12 protein-coding genes are annotated in these 17305 nt (G+C 73.4%); 4 read left to right on the forward strand and 8 right to left on the reverse strand.

Annotated elements, in window-relative coordinates; translation table 11 throughout:
• Positions 1–3: 3 nt before the first annotated feature.
• Genes DNK53_RS14345 through DNK53_RS14355 form a run of 3 tightly spaced genes read left to right on the forward strand, consistent with a single transcriptional unit; the run spans position 4 to position 4500 of the window.
• Positions 4–2313 (forward strand): helicase C-terminal domain-containing protein, encoded by a 2310-nt coding sequence (locus DNK53_RS14345; RefSeq protein WP_110182979.1) that lies wholly within the window; start codon positions 4–6, stop codon positions 2311–2313.
• 10 nt (positions 2314–2323) lie between these two features.
• Entirely contained in the window at positions 2324–2854 is a 531-nt protein-coding gene (locus DNK53_RS18155; protein ID WP_110182980.1) for a CGNR zinc finger domain-containing protein, read from the forward strand.
• Entirely contained in the window at positions 2851–4500 is a 1650-nt protein-coding gene (locus tag DNK53_RS14355; protein WP_110182981.1) for a DNA repair helicase XPB, read from the forward strand. The genes DNK53_RS18155 and DNK53_RS14355 overlap by 4 nt, the downstream gene beginning before the upstream one ends.
• 13 nt (positions 4501–4513) lie before the next feature.
• Here DNK53_RS14355 and DNK53_RS14360 read toward each other — a convergent pair whose 3' ends face one another.
• The 3 genes from DNK53_RS14360 to DNK53_RS14370 form a co-directional block, all read right to left on the reverse strand.
• The gene (locus DNK53_RS14360) at positions 4514–5236 is read right to left on the reverse strand and encodes a GntR family transcriptional regulator (protein WP_239456543.1); all 723 of its coding nucleotides are present in this window, start codon (positions 5234–5236) and stop codon (positions 4514–4516) included.
• Positions 5237–5325: 89 nt separating this feature from the next.
• Complete coding sequence (locus DNK53_RS14365) at positions 5326–7863, reverse strand: ABC transporter permease (protein ID WP_110182982.1); 2538 nt, start codon at positions 7861–7863, stop codon at positions 5326–5328.
• 15 nt (positions 7864–7878) lie between these two features.
• Positions 7879–8667 carry an ABC transporter ATP-binding protein gene (locus tag DNK53_RS14370; RefSeq protein ID WP_110182983.1) on the reverse strand — a complete coding sequence of 263 codons (789 nt, stop codon included), beginning with the start codon at positions 8665–8667 and terminating at the stop codon, positions 7879–7881.
• Between the two features lie 94 nt (positions 8668–8761).
• Between DNK53_RS14370 and DNK53_RS14375 the strand changes: the two genes are divergently transcribed.
• Positions 8762–9373: an alpha-ketoglutarate-dependent dioxygenase AlkB gene (locus tag DNK53_RS14375; RefSeq protein ID WP_110182984.1), complete on the forward strand. Its 612-nt coding sequence runs from the start codon at positions 8762–8764 to the stop codon at positions 9371–9373.
• Between the two features lie 35 nt (positions 9374–9408).
• On the opposite strand, the gene narI is transcribed toward DNK53_RS14375, so the two are convergent.
• Genes narI through DNK53_RS17590 form a run of 5 tightly spaced genes read right to left on the reverse strand, consistent with a single transcriptional unit; the run spans position 9409 to position 17221 of the window.
• Positions 9409–10140, reverse strand: coding sequence for a respiratory nitrate reductase subunit gamma (gene narI / locus DNK53_RS14380; RefSeq protein WP_110182985.1), 732 nt, complete (start codon positions 10138–10140; stop codon positions 9409–9411).
• Position 10141: 1 nt separating this feature from the next.
• Entirely contained in the window at positions 10142–10915 is a 774-nt protein-coding gene (gene narJ / locus DNK53_RS14385; protein ID WP_110182986.1) for a nitrate reductase molybdenum cofactor assembly chaperone, read from the reverse strand.
• Positions 10912–12627, reverse strand: a complete 1716-nt coding sequence (gene narH, locus DNK53_RS14390; RefSeq protein WP_110182987.1) for a nitrate reductase subunit beta — start codon at positions 12625–12627, stop codon at positions 10912–10914. The genes narJ and narH overlap by 4 nt, the downstream gene beginning before the upstream one ends.
• Before the next feature lie 26 nt (positions 12628–12653).
• Positions 12654–16346, reverse strand: a complete 3693-nt coding sequence (locus DNK53_RS14395; protein WP_110182988.1) for a nitrate reductase subunit alpha — start codon at positions 16344–16346, stop codon at positions 12654–12656.
• Positions 16343–17221, reverse strand: a complete 879-nt coding sequence (locus DNK53_RS17590) for a helix-turn-helix transcriptional regulator (protein WP_162599952.1) — start codon at positions 17219–17221, stop codon at positions 16343–16345. The genes DNK53_RS14395 and DNK53_RS17590 overlap by 4 nt, the downstream gene beginning before the upstream one ends.
• Positions 17222–17305 lie beyond the last annotated feature (84 nt).

Genomic DNA, 17305 nt, shown 5'->3' on the forward strand with positions numbered 1-17305 from the left:
GGGATGTCACGACCGGTGCAGGGGGAGCCCCCCAGGACGCTCGCCGACCAGCTGCGGGGCTGGCCGGACGAGCGCCTCGCCCGGCTGCTCGCCGCCCGGCCCGACCTGGCCTCCCCGGCCCCCAGCGACTCCGCCCAGGTCGCGTCGCGGGCGGCGACCCGCTCCTCGGTCCTGCGCGCCCTGGACGGCCTGACCCGCCTGGAGCTGCTGGTCCTCGACGCGCTCGTCATCCTGGGCGGCGGCCGACCCGAGGACGTGGTCGCGGTGGTCCACGCCGACCCCGCGGCCGTCCGCACCGCCCTGGAGGTGCTCGTCGACCGCGCCCTGGTCTGGGAGGCCGGCGACGGCCTGCGGCCCCTCACGGGGGTGGCGGACGCGCTGCGCGGCGACGTCCACTCCCGGACCAGCGGCCTGCGCCCCGTCACCCCCCACGGGCTCCCGCCCGCGCAGGCGGTCGAGCGGGTGGCCCGCCTCTCCCCCGCCGCCCGCGCGCTCCTGGAGCACCTGGCCGACCACGGCGGCGAGGGGACCAGCGAGCGGGTGCGCGTCCCGGCCTCCCCGGAGGAGGCCACCAGCCCGGTCGAGGAGGCGCTGGCGCACGGGCTGCTGGTCCCGCAGCCGGTCGACGGCCGGGCCGGCGCCGTGCTGCTGCTGCCGGGGCAGGTCGGGATCGCCGTCCGCGGCGGCCGGACCACGGCCGCCCCGGTCGACGACGTGCCCGAGCTGGTCACCAGCCCGCGCGACCGGGTGCTGGTCGACCGCACCGCCGCGGGCGCGGCGTTCGAGGCGGTACGCCGGGTGGAGCTGCTGCTGGACCAGTGGGGCACCCACCCACCCGGCGTGCTGCGCAGCGGGGGGCTCGGCGTCCGCGACCTGAAGGCGGCCGCCACCGAGCTGCACGTCACCGAGCCGGTCGCCGCGCTGCTCGTCGAGGTCGCCGCGGCGGCGGGGCTGCTCGCCGAGGGGCCGGACGCCGACGGCGTGGCGGCCTGGCTGCCGACCCACGCCTTCGACACGTGGACGGCCGCCCCCGCGGCGCACCGGTGGCTGGACCTGGTCCGGGCGTGGCTCGCCTCCCCGCGGCTGAGCGGCCTCGTCGGCACCCGCGACAGCGCCGGCAAGACCCGCAACGCGCTGGCCCCCGACCTCTCCAGTGCCTTCGCCGTGGAGGCCCGGACCACCGCGCTGGAGCTCCTCGCCACCCTCCCCGAGGACGAGGTGCTCGCCACCGGGACGGGGGTCCCCTCCCTGGTGGCGCGTGCCGAGTGGCTGCGGCCCCGGCGCCCCGCTGCCCGGGCCGACATGGTGGCGTGGGCGGTCGAGGAGGCGGGCGTGCTGGGGCTGACCGGCCTCGGGGGGCTGGCCGGCCACGGTCGGGCTCTGCTGGCCCCTGACGCGGGGGCCGGCGACCGGGCCGCCGAGCTCCTGGCGCCGCTGCTGCCGGCGCCGGTGGACCACGTGCTCGTCCAGGCCGATCTGACCGCCGTCGCCCCGGGACCGCTGGAGCCGGCGCTGGCCCGCGACCTGCACCTGCTCGCCGACGTGGAGTCGCGCGGTGGCGCCACGGTCTACCGGTTCACCGCCGGCTCGCTGCGCCGGGCGCTGGACGCCGGGTGGTCCGGCGCGGAGGTCCACGACTTCCTCGCCCGCACCTCCCGCACCCCCGTCCCGCAGCCGCTCACCTATCTCGTCAACGACGTCGTGCGGACCTTCGGCACCCTGCGGGTCGGCACCGCGGGCGCGTTCCTGCGGGCCGACGACGAGGCGGCGCTCAGCGCCCTCCTGGCCGACCCGCGGGCCGCGTCGCTGGAGCTGCGCCGGCTCGCCCCCACCGTGCTGGTCTCCGCCCTCCCGGTCGACCTCCTGCTGCCGCGGCTGCGCGAGCTGGGCGCCGCGCCGGTGGTCGAGGCCCCCGACGGGACGGTGCGGGTGGCCCGCCCCGACCTGCAGCGCGCCCGCAGCCCACGCCCGCGGCCGGCCGACGGGGTGGCCCGGGCCCGCGAGGCCGCCCGGCTGCAGGCGGCCGTGACCGCCGTGCGCGCGGGCGACCGGGCGGTCGCGGCGGCGCCCGCCCGGCCGCAGGTGGCCACCACCCCGACAACGGCGCTGGCGGCCCTCCGCGAGGCGATCGAGGCGGGCAGCAGCGTCGTGATCGGCTACGTCGACAACCACGGGGCGAGCACCGAGCGGCTGGTCGACCCGCTCCGCCTGGAGGGCGGCCAGCTCACCGCCCACGACCACCGCAGCGACGACGTCCGCACCTTCTCGGTCCACCGGATCACGTCGGTCGGCGGGCCCGCGGCCGGTCCGTAGACTCGGCGCCGTGGACTTCCTCCGGTACGCCGACCAGGCCGCGGCGCTGGTCAACGCCGAGCCCGCGGACCCCGAGGCCCTGATCGCCCACCTGGCCGACCGGGAGTGGCTCCACGAGCAGGTGACCCCGCGCGACGTCCGGGCCCTGCGGGCCTTCTGCGGCCGGCTGCGGGCGGTCTTCGAGGCGTCGGAGGAGCGTCGGGTCGCCGACGTCGTGGCCGGCCTCAACGAGCTGCTCGTGGAGCACCCGGTCACCCCGGTGATCAGCGACCACGACGGCGTCCTCCACCTGCACGTCGCGGACCGCTCGGCGTCGGTGGCCGACCTCCTCGTCGGGGAGGCCCTCATGGGTCTGGCGACGCTGGTCTGCGACCTGGGGCCCACGCGCCTGGGGGTCTGCAGCGCCGCCCCCTGCCGACGGGTCTACGTCGACACCTCGCCCAACGCCTCGCGCCGCTACTGCTCCGAGCGCTGCTCCTCCCGGGCCAACGTGGCGGCGTTCCGCGCCCGGCGCCGGGCGGCCGTCGGGGGCCCCGCGTGAACGACGGCCCGCTCATCGTCCAGTCCGACAAGACGCTGCTCCTGGAGGTCGACCACGAGCGCGCCCAGGAGTGCCGGCGCGCGATCGCGCCCTTCGCCGAGCTCGAGCGCTCCCCCGAGCACGTCCACACCTACCGGCTGACCCCGCTGGGCCTGTGGAACGCGCGCGCCGCCGGGCACGACGCCGAGCAGGTGGTCGACACGCTGCTCACCTTCAGCCGGTACGCCGTCCCGCACGCGCTGCTCGTCGACGTCGCCGAGACGATGGCCCGCTACGGGCGGCTGCGCCTGGAGAAGCACCCCGTCCACGGCCTGGTGCTGGTCAGCACCGACCGGCCGGTGCTGGAGGAGGTGCTCCGGGCGAAGCGGATCAAGGGGATGCTGGGCGAACGGGTCGGCGGCCCCGACGGCGACACCGTGCTGGTCCACCCCAGCGAGCGCGGCAACCTCAAGCAGGCCCTGCTCAAGCTCGGCTGGCCGGCCGAGGACCACGCCGGCTACGTCGACGGCGAGGCCCACCCGATCGAGCTGGTCGAGGAGGGCTGGGCGCTGCGCGACTACCAGCGCGACGCCGCGGAGTCGTTCTGGCACGGCGGCTCGGGCGTGGTGGTCCTGCCGTGCGGGGCGGGCAAGACGATCGTCGGGGCCAGCGCGATGGCGCACGCCCGGGCGACCACGCTGATCCTGGTCACCAACACCGTCTCGGCCCGGCAGTGGAAGGACGAGCTGCTGCGCCGCACCACGCTGACCGAGGACGAGATCGGGGAGTACAGCGGCTCCGTCAAGGAGGTCCGTCCCGTCACCATCGCGACCTACCAGGTGATGACGACCCGGCGGAAGGGCGTCTACCCCCACCTCGAGCTGCTCGACGCGCGCGACTGGGGCCTGATCGTCTACGACGAGGTCCACCTGCTGCCCGCCCCGATCTTCCGGATGACCGCCGACCTGCAGGCGCGCCGGCGGATCGGCCTGACCGCCACCCTGGTCCGCGAGGACGGCCGCGAGGGCGACGTCTTCTCCCTCATCGGCCCCAAGCGCTACGACGCCCCGTGGAAGGACATCGAGGCGCAGGGCTGGATCGCGCCGGCCGACTGCGTGGAGGTGCGGGTCACCCTCACCGACGCCGAGCGGCTCGCCTACGCCACCGCCGAGCCCGAGGAGCGCTACCGGCTGGCGGCCTGCACCCCGGGCAAGACCGACGTCGTCCGCCGCCTGGTGGCGCAGCACGCCGGGCAGCCGACGCTGGTCATCGGGCAGTACCTCGACCAGCTCGACGAGCTCGCCGAGACCCTGGGCGCCCCGGTGATCAAGGGCGACACCCCGGTGCGCGAGCGGCAGCGCCTCTTCGACGCCTTCCGTGCCGGCGAGCTGGGGCTGCTGGTGGTCAGCAAGGTGGCGAACTTCTCCATCGACCTGCCCTCGGCCGAGGTGGCCGTCCAGGTCTCCGGCTCCTTCGGCTCGCGCCAGGAGGAGGCGCAGCGGCTCGGGCGGCTGCTCCGCCCGAAGGGGGACGGCCGCAGCGCGCACTTCTACACCCTGGTCTCCCGCGACACCGTCGACGCCGACTTCGCGCAGAACCGGCAGCGGTTCCTCGCCGAGCAGGGCTACGCCTACCGGATCGTCGACTCCCACGACGTGGGGGCCTGAGGCCTCGTCGGGCTCAGGCGGTCGCCTCGCCCAGCTGCACGTGCAGGGTGAACCGGTCGCTGCGGTAGGTCGACCGGGAGACCTGGACGACCCGGTCACCGCACAGCGCGCGGCGGGCGAGCCGGAGCACGGGCTGGCCCGGCTCGAGGCCGAGCAGGTCGGCCTCCTCGACGCTGGCCACGTCGGCCTGGATCGCGTCCTCCGCCCAGGTCGGGCGGAGCCGCCGGCCCTGCAGCGCGTCGTACAGGCTGGAGGGCAGGCCGGACGCCAGGAAGCCCGGCAGCAGCGCCTCGTTGAGGTAGGCGTCCTCGAGGCACATCGTCGCCCCGCCCGCGCGGCGCAGCCGCTTCCAGTGCACCACCGGCGAGTTGGGCTCGACCTCGAGCGCCCGGGCGACGCCCGGGCCGGCCTTCTCGATCCGGGCGAGCAGGGTCCTGGAGTCGGCGGTGAGCCCGCGCCGGCGCATGTCCTCGGTGAAGCTGGTCAGCTGGGCGGGACGACGACGGGGCCGGGCCACGAAGGTGCCGCGACCGGGCATCCGCTCCAGCAGCCCCTCGGCGACGAGCGCGTCGAGCGCCTGGCGGACCGTCATCCGGGCGACCTTGAACTGGGAGACCAGCTCCCGCTCCGACGGCGCGGGGGTGCCGGGCTCGGCGCCGTCGAGCAGGCTGCGCACGTGCTCGCGCACGACCACGTGCTTAAGCTCGCGCTGCACCATCTCGACGGCCTGTTCCACGAGCGGAACGATAGGTGGAGCCGACCCGCTGCGTCCGGCGAATGCAGGAAGCCGGGACCCCCCGGCCCGGGGGTCGCGTCCCGTCGGCGTCAGTCGGTCGCGATGGCCTTGAGCACGTCGAGTCCCGCCGCGCGCCGGGCCGGCAGGACGGCCGCCAGCACGCCGACCACGACCGCGACGACGAGGAAGACCAGCAGCTGGTCCCACGGGATCGAGAGCACCTCCAGCCCCTCGTCCCGCAGCGTGCGCATCAGCGCCGCCCCGAAGCCCACGCCGAGGACCACCCCCAGGAGGGACCCCAGCGCGGCGATCACGACCGACTCCAGCGTGATCATCCGGCGCAGCTGCGGCCGGCCGAGGCCGATCGCGCGCAGCAGGCCCACCTCCCGGGTGCGCTCGATGACGGAGAGGGCGAGCGTGTTGACGATTCCGAGGACGGCGATGAGGAGAGCCAGCCCGAGCAGCGCGAAGATCATGAGGACCAGCTGGTCGATGGGCCGGCGCTGCTCCTCGGCGAACGCCGCCTGGTCCTTGACGGTGACGGTGACCAGGTCCTCGACCACCTCCTCGATCCGGGTCCGGGCGACGGCGCTGCCCTCCCGCACGTCGATCACCAGGAAGTTGTCGCGGTCCGGGTAGCCGGCCCCGAGCAGGGTCTGCTTGGTGGTGACCAGCGACGCCCCCAGGACCGGGTTGTCGGTGAAGACCCCCACCACGCGCAGCGGCCGGTCGGTGCCGTTCATCGTCACGACCACCTCGTCGCCGACCCCGACCCCGCGGTCGTCGGCGAAGCCGCGGTCCACCACGACGGCGCCCCGGCCCAGGTCGGCGAGCCGGCCCTGCTCCACCCGCATCCCGAGCGGGCCGGCGAGCGCGTCGGCGTCGGCGGCGGCGAGGCCCCGGGTCTCGCCGTCGACCTCGGCCCTCACGAAGCGCTGCGCGACGACCCGCTCGACGCCCTCGACCCGCTTCATGCGGCGGGCGATCGCCGGGGAGAAGGGCTGGCCCGCCATGTTGCTGACGATGTAGTCGCCGCGGAAGTTCTCCTCGATGCTGCGGTCCACGCTGGCCTTCGCGGAGTCGCCCAGGATCGACATCGTGCCCGCCAGGGCCAGGCCGATCATCAGCGCCGAGGCGGTGGCGGTGGTCCGGCGCGGGTTGCGCAGCGAGTTCTGGCCCGCGAGGTTGCCGACGGTGCCGAAGACCGCGGCGAGCAGCGCGCGTGCGCCCGCGAGGAACGGGTGGCTGATCACCGGGCTCGCGGAGACCACGCCGAAGAGGATGCCCAGCACCCCCGCCCCGACGTACCAGCCGTCCTGCTCGACGTCGACGGCGAAGAGGCCGATCGCCAGGGAGGTCCCGCCGACCACCAGCAGCGCCATCCCCAGGCCGAAGCGCTTGCGCAGCGACCCCTCCGGCATGGCCACGTCGTCGCGCAGCGCCTGCACGGGGGCGATCCGGGCGGTCCGCCGGGCCGGCAGCCACGCCGCGGCCATGGTCACGACGACCCCGACGACGTACGCCGCCACGAAGGTCCGCGGGCGGAAGACGAGGGGCTGCCCCGACAGGTCGAGGCCCACGCCGGCGAAGAGCGTGCGGATCGCCATGGCCATGAGGACCCCCAGGCCGATGCCCAGGGTGGCCCCGAGCGCACCGAGCACCGCAGCCTCGGCCAGCACCGACCCGGTGACCTGCCGCTTCGAAGCGCCGAGCGCGCGGAAGAGCGCCAGCTCGCGGCTGCGCTGGGCGACGAGGATCGAGAAGGTGTTGACGATGAGGAACGCCCCCACCACGAGGGCGATGCCGGCGAAGATCAGCAGGAAGGTGGTGAGGAAGCTGACCGCCTTGAGCAGCTCGCTGGCGCTGGCGTCGGCGACCTCGTCGCCCGTGCGGGCCTGGAGGCGGCCGGGCAGCACCTCGGCCACCCGGTCCCGCAGCTGTGCCTGGGAGACGCCCGGCTCGGCCGTCACCCAGACGTCGTGGAACTTGCGCCGACCGTCGAGGAAGAGCCGCTGGGCGACCCGGGTCTCGAAGCCGACCCAGGAGGCGCCGTTGAGCGACCCCCCGTCGGGGAAGTCGACGATCCCCACGAGGGTCGGCGTGAGCAGGCCCTTCTCCAGGCTCGTGACGAGCTGGATCTCCTGGCCCACGAAGAGCTGCGCCCGGCGGGCCGAGGCGGCGTCGAGCACCACCTCGCCGGGGCCCTCCGGCGCCCGGCCCTGCACGACGGTGAGGCCCGCGAGCCCCTGGCCGGCCGGGGCACCGGTGAAGTTGCCCGCCAGCCCCGGCGCCCCGAGCCCGCCGAGCGCCTTGCCGTTCTTGTCCAGCACCATCACCGAGGCGTCGTTGACGTTGCCGTCGGCCCGCGCCGCGCCCTCCACCCGCTCGAGCTTGCGCACGAGGCTGGCCGGGACGGTGCGGGTGGAGCCGCCGGCCCCGCCCTCACCCGCCGGACCGACCACGACGTCCCCGACCGTGGAGGCGAAGAGGGCGGTGAAGCTGCGGTTGAGCGTGTCGGTGAAGATCAGGGTCCCGGCGACGAAGGCCACGCCGAGCACGATCGCGAACGTGCTCATGAGCAGGCGCACCTTGCGCCCCAGCAGGCTCTTGATCGCAGCGCGGAGCACGGGTGGTCCGTCGGGTCAGCGCGGACCGGCGCCGGGCGCCGTCATCCGGGTCATCACCGAGAGCACCTGCTCGCGGTCGGGGTCGTGGAGCTCGCTGACCAGCCGGCCGTCGGCCAGGAAGAGCACCCGGTCGGTGTAGGCCGCGGCCACGGCGTCGTGGGTGACCATCACGATGGTCTGCCCGTAGTCGTCGACGCTGCGGCGCAGCAGCTCCAGGACCTCGGCCCCCGAGTGCGAGTCGAGGTTGCCGGTCGGCTCGTCGGCGAAGACGATGCGCGGCCGGCTGGCCAGGGCCCGCGCGACGGCCACCCGCTGCTGCTGGCCACCGGAGAGCTCGCTGGGCTTGTGGTCCAGCCGCTTGCGCAGGCCGACGGTGTTGATCACCACGTCGTACCACCGACGGTCGGGCTTGCGTCCGGCGATCGAGAGCGGGAGGAGGATGTTCTCCTCGGCGGTGAGCGTCGGGACCAGGTTGAAGGACTGGAAGACGAAGCCGATCTCGTCGCGGCGCAGCGCGGTGAGCTGGGCGTCGGAGAGCTTGCTCAGCTCCTTGTCGCCGATCCACACCTCGCCCGAGGTGCCCGTGTCCAGGGCGGCGCAGCAGTGCATGAGGGTGGACTTGCCGGAGCCGCTGGGGCCCATCACCGCGGTGAACTGCCCGGCGACGAGGTCCAGGTCGACGCCCGCGAGGGCCTGTACCTGCGCCTGCCCGGTGCCGTAGGTCTTGCGCAGGTTGCGCACCCGCGCCGCCGGCACGCCGCCGTCGCCCAGACGGGTGGCGGAGCCCTCGGCGAGTGCGGTCATGGGCCTAGCCTCCCGTGCCGGTCAAGCCGGGCGCCACCGGTATCGGAGAATTGGACGTGGCGCGTCGAACACCCGTTCGATAGCATCGGGCGGCATGGAGCTGCAGTCGACCCTCTTCGCCACGACCGACCCCGGCCCGGGCGAGCTGCACCCGGAGCGTCGCCAGCTCGGCCGCGGTGCCTGGGTGGACGTCCAGTCCGCCTGGCTCGGCGACGCCGACGACGTCTTCGCGACGATGGTCGCCGAGGTGCCGTGGCGGGCGGAGCGGCGGGAGATGTACGAGCAGGTGGTCGACGTCCCCCGCCTGCTCCACCACTACGGCGCGGGCGCGGCGCTCCCCCACCCGGCCCTGGTCGCCGCCCGAGAGGCGCTCAGCGCACACTACCTGCCCGAGCTCGGGGAGCCGTTCGTCACCGCAGGCTGCTGCTACTACCGCGACGGGCGCGACTCGGTGGCCTGGCACGGCGACCGCATCGGGCGCAGCCGCACCCGGGACACGATGGTCGCCATCGTCTCGCTGGGCGACACGCGGCGCCTCGCGCTGCGGCCCCGGGGCGGCGGGCCCTCGCTCTCGGTCACGCTCGGCCACGGCGACCTCGTCGTGATGGGAGGCTCCTGCCAGCGCACCTGGGACCACGCGGTCCCCAAGCAGGCGCAGGCCGGGCCGCGGCTCTCGGTGCAGTTCCGGCCCCGCGGGGTGCTCTGAGTCCCGGGTCGCCAGCCGGCGACCCGGGACTGGGCTCAGCGGTTGGCGGGCTCGTCCCAGCCCTGCCGCGGCCGGTGGCTGCTCAGGGTGGTTTCGCGCGACCGGTAGACGATGTAGGGCCGGGTCAGGTAGCCCACCGGGGCGGAGAAGACGTGCACCAGCCGGGTGAACGGCCAGAGCGCGAAGAGGGCGAACGCCGTCAGCGCGTGCAGCTGGAAGCCGATCGGCGCGTCGGCCATGAGCGAGGCGTCGGGCTGGAAGGCCAGGAACGAGCGGTACCAGACCGAGACGCCCTCCCGGTAGTTGTACTCCCCGCCGAGGGTGAAGATCGACCCGGCGATCGTGTTCCACATGCCGAGGAAGATGACCACGGCGAGGAAGAGGTACATCACCTTGTCCATCGCCGTGGTGGCGGAGAAGACGGGTCCGACGGTGCGGCGGCGGTAGATGAGGATGACCATCCCGGCCACCGCCGCGACCCCGGCGGCGAGCCCGCCGCCGACGGCGACGTAGTGGTACAGGTGGTCGTCGATGCCGATGGCGTCGGTCCACGACCGCGGGACCAGCAGCCCGATCACGTGGCCGCCGACGACGCCGAGCATCCCGAAGTGGAAGAGCGGCGAGCCCAGCCGCAGGAGCTTGTCCTCGTAGAGCTGCGAGGAGCGGGTGGTCCAGCCGAACTTGTCGTAGCGGTAGCGCCAGAAGTGGCCCACCACGAAGGTCGCCAGGCAGAGGTAGGGCACGACGACCCACAGGAACTGGTCCACGTCAGGCTCCTTGTCCTTCGAGGTGGGAGGGGCTGTGCCGGCCGGGGAAGGTCGGCAGACCGAGGTCGACGGAGCCGGACGCTCCGGGTCGCCGGTACGTCGGGTCGGTGAGCGCGGCGTCGAAGCCGGGCGTGCCGTAGGGCGTCATCCCGACCTCCTCGTCGGGCGGCCCCTGCTCGGCGATCCGGCGGACCAGCTCCATCCCCTCGCCGTCCAGCGGCGGGAGCGTGGCGCAGACGGGGACGACGACGTCGGCCCAGGGCGAGCCGAGGTCGGTGAGCGAGAGCCGCAGCAGCTCCAGGCCCGCCCGGTGGTCGAGCAGCAGCCGACGCGCGGCGTCGAGGTCGGCGCTGGCGCCGAACTCGAGCACGACGGCGAGGTGGTCCGGGAGCTCCCGGTCCCCGAGCTCGAGCCCCGCCGCCATGTAGGTCTGCTTGAAGCGCAGCAGGGCCATCCCCCGCTTGCGGGTGTCGCCGTGCAGGAAGTAGGTGAGGAAGAGCGCGCACCGGCGCCGGGTGTCGAAGGTCTCGACGTACTCGGCCTGGAGCTCGCCCAGCGGGGCCGTCCTCCGGTGCGCCACGAAGCGGGCCAGCGGCTCGCGCAGCTCGTCGGGCAGCCCGGGCAGCACCGCCTCGACCAGGTCGAGCCGCTGGTCCTCGTCGGGGTAGTCGATGAGCAGCGAGGCGACCTGCCAGGTCGCCCGGACGGCGTCGTCGTCGAGCCGCGCAGCGGGGCGCGGGCGCGGGCGCGGGCGCGACCGGAGCAACGGGCTCATGCGCCGCTCCCCCGTCCTCCGGTGCCGCCGGTCAGCCCCGCGTCCGGACGGTCGGGGGTGGCGTCGGGCCGCGGCGGGAAGAGCCCGCTGGGCACGCCCTTGCCGTCCCAGTTGAGGAGGTTGACCCGGGTGGCCTTGTCGTCGGGCGCGGCCAGCGTGTCGGAGGTCTGGCGGTCCTTGAGCATCTGGAAGTTCTCGACCGCGACCGGGACCGGGCGGCCGGAGCCCTCGCCGAACGGACCGGAGTCGTACATCCCCGGGCCGCCGTCGAACTCGAGGGAGCACTCCGTCGCGAGCTCCTCCAGCGCGTGCGCCTGCTCGGCGTGGGCCGACGGGATGACGTAGCGGTCCTCGTACTTGGCGATGGCCAGCAGCCGGAACATGTCGTACATCGTCTCGCCGTCCATCCCGACCGCGGCCGGGATCGACTCGTCGGGGTCGCGCCCGAGGTTGATGTCGCGCATGTAGGAGCGCATCGCCGCGAGCTTGCGCAGCACGCCCTCCACCGTCGGGACGTCGCCGGCCGTGAAGAGGTTGGCGAGGTACTCGACCGGGATCCGCAGCGCCTCGATGGCGGCGAAGAGGTTGCCCCGGTCCTCGGCGTCGAAGCCCGTGTCCTTGATGACGTCGACCACCGGGGAGAGCGGCGGGATGTACCAGACCATCGGCATCGTGCGGTACTCCGGGTGGAGCGGGAGCGCCACCTCGTAGCGGTTGATCAGGGCCCAGACGGGCGAGCGGCGCGCCGCCTCCATCCAGTCGGCCGGGATCCCCGCGGCCTCGGCGGCCCGCTGGACCTCCGGGTCGTCGGGGTCGAGGAAGCAGGCCCGCTGGGCGGCGTACAGCGCCTTCTCGTCCTCGATCGAGGCCTGCTCGAGCACCTTGTCGGCGTCGTAGAGCACCAGCCCGATGTAGCGCAGCCGGCCCACGCAGGTCTCGGAGCACACGGTCGGCAGGCCGACCTCGAGGCGCGGGTAGCAGAACGTGCACTTCTCGGCCTTGCCGGTGCGGTGGTTGAAGTAGACCTTCTTGTAGGGGCAGCCCGACACGCACATCCGCCAGCCGCGGCAGCGGTCCTGGTCGACGAGGACGATGCCGTCCTCGGCCCGCTTGTAGATGGCGCCGCTGGGGCAGGAGGCCGCGCACGAGGGGTTGAGGCAGTGCTCGCAGATGCGCGGGAGGTAGAACATGAAGGTCTCCTCGAACTCCATCTTCACCTTCTCCTCGATGCCCTTGAGCATGAGGTCGCGGCTGGCGTGCTCGCGGGAGCCACCGAGGTTGTCGTCCCAGTTGGCCGACCACTTGATGGTCATGTTCTTGCCGGTGAGCAGAGACTTGGGCCGCGCCACCGGGAAGTTGTCGGTGGCCGGCGAGCTGGTCAGCGTCTCGTAGTCGTAGGTCCAGGGCTCGTAGTAGTCCTGGATCGACGGCATCTTGGGGTTGGAGAAGATCGTGGCCAGCTTGCGCAGCCGCCCGCCCCCCTTGAGCGCCAGGCGGCCGCGCTTGTTCAGCGTCCAACCGCCCTTCCACTCCTCCTGGTCCTCGTAGCGGCGCGGGTAGCCGAGACCCGGGCGGGTCTCGACGTTGTTGAACCACACGTACTCGGTGCCGGCGCGGTTGGTCCACGCCTGCTTGCAGGTCACCGAGCAGGTGTGGCACCCGATGCACTTGTCGAGGTTCATGACCATGGCCATCTGTGCCATGACTCGCATGTCGACGTCCTCTCCTGGTCCGGGTCTCAGTACTCGACCGGAGCCGTGCGCTTGCGGATGGTGGTGACCTCGTCGCGGTTGTTGCCGATGGGTCCGATGTAGTTGAAGAAGTAGGCCAGCTGGGCGTACCCGCCGACGATGTGGTTGGGCTTCATGAGGATCCGGGTCAGCGAGTTGTGGATCCCGCCGCGCTTGCCGTCCCGCTCGGTGAGCGGCACGTCGATCAGCCGGTCCTGGGCGTGGTGCATGTAGACCGTGCCCTCGGGCATCCGGTGGCTCACGATCGCCCGGGCCGCCACGACGCCGTTGCGGTTGACCATCTCGATCCAGTCGTTGTCCTTGATCCCGACCTTGACGGCGTCGCGGTCGGAGATCCACACCGACTGGCCGCCGCGCGAGAGCGAGAGCATGAAGAGGTTGTCCTGGTACTCGGAGTGGATCGACCACTTGTTGTGGGGCGTCAGGTAGCGCACGGCCACGCCGAGCTCGCCGGTGGAGCCGAGCTCGGGCTCGCCGAAGAGCCGGCTCATGTTCAGCGGCGGGCGGTAGACCGGCAGCATCTCCCCCATCCCGAGGAACCAGTCGTGGTCCACGTAGAACTGCTGGCGGCCGGTGAGGGTGTGAAAGGGCTTGAGCCGCTCGATGTTGATGGTGAACGGCGAGTAGCGGCGGCCGCCGGACTCCGAGCCCGACCACTCGGGCGAGGTGATCACCGGCACCGGCGCGACCTGCGTGTCGGCGAAGGTGATCTGCTTGCCCTCGTGCTCGGCCGAGAGATCGGCCAGCTCGGTCCCGGTGCGGCGCTCGAGGAACCGGAACCCCTGGGTGGCGAGGTGTCCGTTGGAGACGCCAGCCAGGTGGAGGATCGCGTCGGCCATCTGCACGTCGGTCTCGACCTTGGGCTGGCCGTCCCCGGCCCCGCCGCGGGTGACGCCGTTGCGCTTGCGCAGGATGTCGATCTCGCGCTTCACGTCGTAGGCGACGCCCTTGGTCAGCATGCCGACCTTCTCCATCAGCGGGCCGATGGACGTCATCTTGTCGTGGATCGCGGTGTAGTCGCGCTCCGCGACCGCGATCACCGGCATGGTCTTGCCGGGGACCGGGTCGCACTCGCCCAGCCGCCAGTCCTTGACCACGCCGTGCTCGGTGGCCAGCGCCTCGGGGGTGTCGTGCCACAGCGGCTTGGCCACGACGTCGCGCCGGGTGCCGAGGTGGTCGACGGCGAGCTCGCTGAACTTCTTGGCGATCGTCTTCCACGCGTCCCAGTCCGACTTCGTCTGCCACGGCGGGGAGATCGCCGGGTTGAAGGAGTGGACGAAGGGGTGCATGTCGGTGGTCGACAGGTCGTGCTTCTCGTACCAGGTCGCCGCCGGGAGCACCACGTCGCTGAGGATCGTCGAGCTGGTCATCCGGAAGTCGATGGTCATCAGCAGGTCGAGCTTGCCCTCGCCCGCCTTCTCGGGCCACGCGACCCCGGAGGGACGCTGGTGCTCCGGGGCCTCGACGGCCGTCGCCGCGCTGTCGGTGCCGAGCAGGTGCCGCAGGAAGTACTCGTTGCCCTTGGCCGAGGAGCCCAGCAGGTTGGAGCGCCACAGCGAGAGCACGCGCGGGTGGTTCTCCTCCGCCTCGGGGTCCTCGACGGCGAACTTGAGCCGGCCCTCCTTCAGCTCGCGGGCGACGAAGTCGGGCACCTCCATGCCGGCCTCGGCCGCGTCGTCGGCCAGGGCGAGCGAGCTGCGGTCGAACGTCGGGTAGCTGGGGCTCCAGCCGAGCCGGGCCGACTGGGCGAGCAGGTCCATCACCGACCTGCCGGCGAAGATCCCGGTGCCGGCGTCGAGGTCGTCGGCGGAGAACGTGTCGTAGCGGTACTGGCTGGTGTTCACGTACCAGTACGCCGTCTGGTTCATGTGCCGCGGCGGGCGGTGCCAGTCCAGGGCGAACGCCATGTGCTGGAAGCCCATGATCGGGCGCACCTTCTCCTGGCCCACGTAGTGCGCCCAGCCGCCGCCGTTGCGGCCCTGGGTGCCGGTGATGGTGGTGAGCAGCAGGATCGCGCGGTAGATCTGGTCGGAGTGGAACCAGTGGTTCACGCCGGCGCCGAGCAGGATCATCCCGCGGCCCTGCGTGTCGATCGCGTTCTGCGCCCACTCGCGCGCCAGCCGGGTGACCTGGGCGGCCGGCACGCCGGTGTGCTGCTCCTGCCACGCCGGGGTGGCGGGCACCGAGGCGTCCTCGTACGACGCGGGCCACGCGCCCGGGAGACCCTCGCGCGCCACGCCGTACTGGGCGAGCAGCAGGTCGAGCACCGTGGTGACCAGGCGGTCGCCGACCTTCGCGACCGGGACGCCGCGGCGCTCGTGGCCGACCTTGCCGTCGGTGCCGTCGAAGCGCGGGAGCTCGACCTCGACCGCCTCGCGCACCCCGTCGTACATCGTGAGGGCGGGGTCGATGTCGCCGAGGTCGAGGTTCCACTGGCCCATGCCCTCGTCGCCGTAGCGGTGGCCGACCGAACCCCTCGGGATCCGCACCTCCCCCGTGGCGGCGTCGATCACCGCGGGCTTCCACATGGTGTGCTCGCTGCCCCCCTCGGGGTGTCCGATGTCGCCGGCCACGAGGTACTTGCCGGGGCGCCAGACGCCGTCGGTCCCCGACGGCTCCAGGGTGATCAGGTAGGGCAGGTCGGTGTAGCGCTTGTTGTAGTCGGTGAAGAAGGGCACCTGCCGGTCGGCGAAGTACTCCTTGAGGATGACGTGGCCCAGCCCCATCGCGAGGGCGCCGTCGGTGCCCGGCTGGGTGGTGACCCACTCGTCGGCGAACTTCACGTTGTCGGCGTAGTCGGGCGCGACCGCGAGGACCTTCTGGCCGCGGTAGCGCGCCTCCACCATCCAGTGTGCGTCGGGGGTGCGGGTGACCGGGACGTTGGAGCCCCACATGATGAGGTAGCCGGCGTCCCACCAGTCGCCGGACTCCGGCACGTCGGTCTGGTCGCCGAACATCTGGGGCGAGGCGTTCGGCAGGTCGGCGTACCAGTCGTAGAAGGAGAGCATCGGGGCGCCGACCAGCTCGAGGAAGCGGGCGCCGGAGGTGTAGGAGACCGGGGACATCGCCGGGATCGGCGAGAAGCCCGCGATCCGGTCGGGGCCCCAGCGCTTGACGGTGTAGACGTGCGCCGCCGCCACGATCTCGGTCACCTCGTCCCAGGTGGCGCGGACCAGCCCACCCTTGCCGCGGGCGGACTTGTAGCGGCGCGCCTGCTCGGGGTCCTGCACGATCGAGGCCCACGCGACCACGGGGTCGCCGTACTGCGCCTTGGCGGCGCGGAACATCTCCAGCAGCACCCCGCGCACGTAGGGGTAGCGCACCCGGGTCGGGCTGTAGGTGTACCAGGAGAAGGCGGCACCGCGCGGGCAGCCGCGGGGCTCGTACTCCGGCCGGTCGGCGCCGGCGCTCGGGTAGTCGGTCTGCTGGGTCTCCCAGGTGATGATCCCGTCCTTGACGTAGACCTTCCACGAGCACGACCCGGTGCAGTTGACGCCGTGGGTGGAGCGGACCACCTTGTCGTGGCTCCACCGGTCCCGGTAGAACGCGTCGGCCTCGCGACCGCCCTTCTTGTGCAACGACCTCTTGTCGTCGCTCACCTCGGCCTTCGTGAAGAAGCGGCGGGTGGAGACGAGCGCCTCGGTCAGCGATCCGTCGAGTCCTGGGCGGGTGTCGGTCACGGGTGCTCCTCGTCGGCGCGGGCTGCGGATGGGCTGGCTGCTGGGCTGGCTGATGGGCTGGCCGTTGGGCTGGCTGCTGGGCTTGGTGGAGTGGCTGGGTCGCCTGGCGGGCTCGCGGCAGCATGGCCGCGGCGCAGGTGGGCGACGCAGGTGCGCGGACCGACCAGCGGCATCAGCCGCACCTCGGCCCCCTGCTCGCCGGTGCTCTCCACCGCACCCTCGATGAGCCCCTGGTGGACGCCGCAGACGACGTCGGCGCGGGTGGCGGCGAGCGCGAGGAAGGGGCAGTCGACGAGCGTCATCTCGACGACCTCGCCCCCCTCGGAGGTGCGCAGATCGGGGCTGTAGCCCCAGTTCTCGAGCAGGTCGATGACCCGGCCGACCCGACCGAACCAGACGGCGGCGCTGTCGTGGGGGCCGGCCGGGTCCGGCGCGGGCTCGGCGTGCCGCAGCATCCAGCGCCGGCCCGCCTCGCGCGGGCTCGGGGCCGGCTGGCCCGGGGCCGGCCAGGACTCCGCGAGGATCTCGGTGAGGGCCGCGTGCGCGTCGCCCGCGGGCTCGCCCAGCAGCCCGCCCGGGCGGACCCGGTAGACCTTCCGCGGTCGCCCGACCCGTCCGCCCCGCTGCTCCGTCTCGAGGATCCCCGCCTCGACCAGCTGGTCGAGGTGGAAGCGGACGGTCGTGACGTGCAGTCCGAGGCGCGCGGCCAGCTCCTGCGCCGTGAGGCCCGGGGCCGCACCGTCGACCGGTGCCGGGAGGGCGGCGAGCTGGTCCACGATGGTGCGCCGCACCGGCGAGCCCAGCAGCGGCCGTCGCTCCCCGGTCGAGCGGCGCGTGGGCGCCGACCGGCCGAGGGGGTCCTCGCTCGTCTGCATTGGGCGGATACCAGTCCTCTTATGTGGGGGGCGTGAGGGGTGACCACAATTGGGTACCCCTGACGGGAGTAACCGCACCCTACC

It is taken from the genome of Nocardioides solisilvae, from assembly GCF_003194625.1.
GTDB lineage: Bacteria > Actinomycetota > Actinomycetes > Propionibacteriales > Nocardioidaceae > Nocardioides > Nocardioides solisilvae.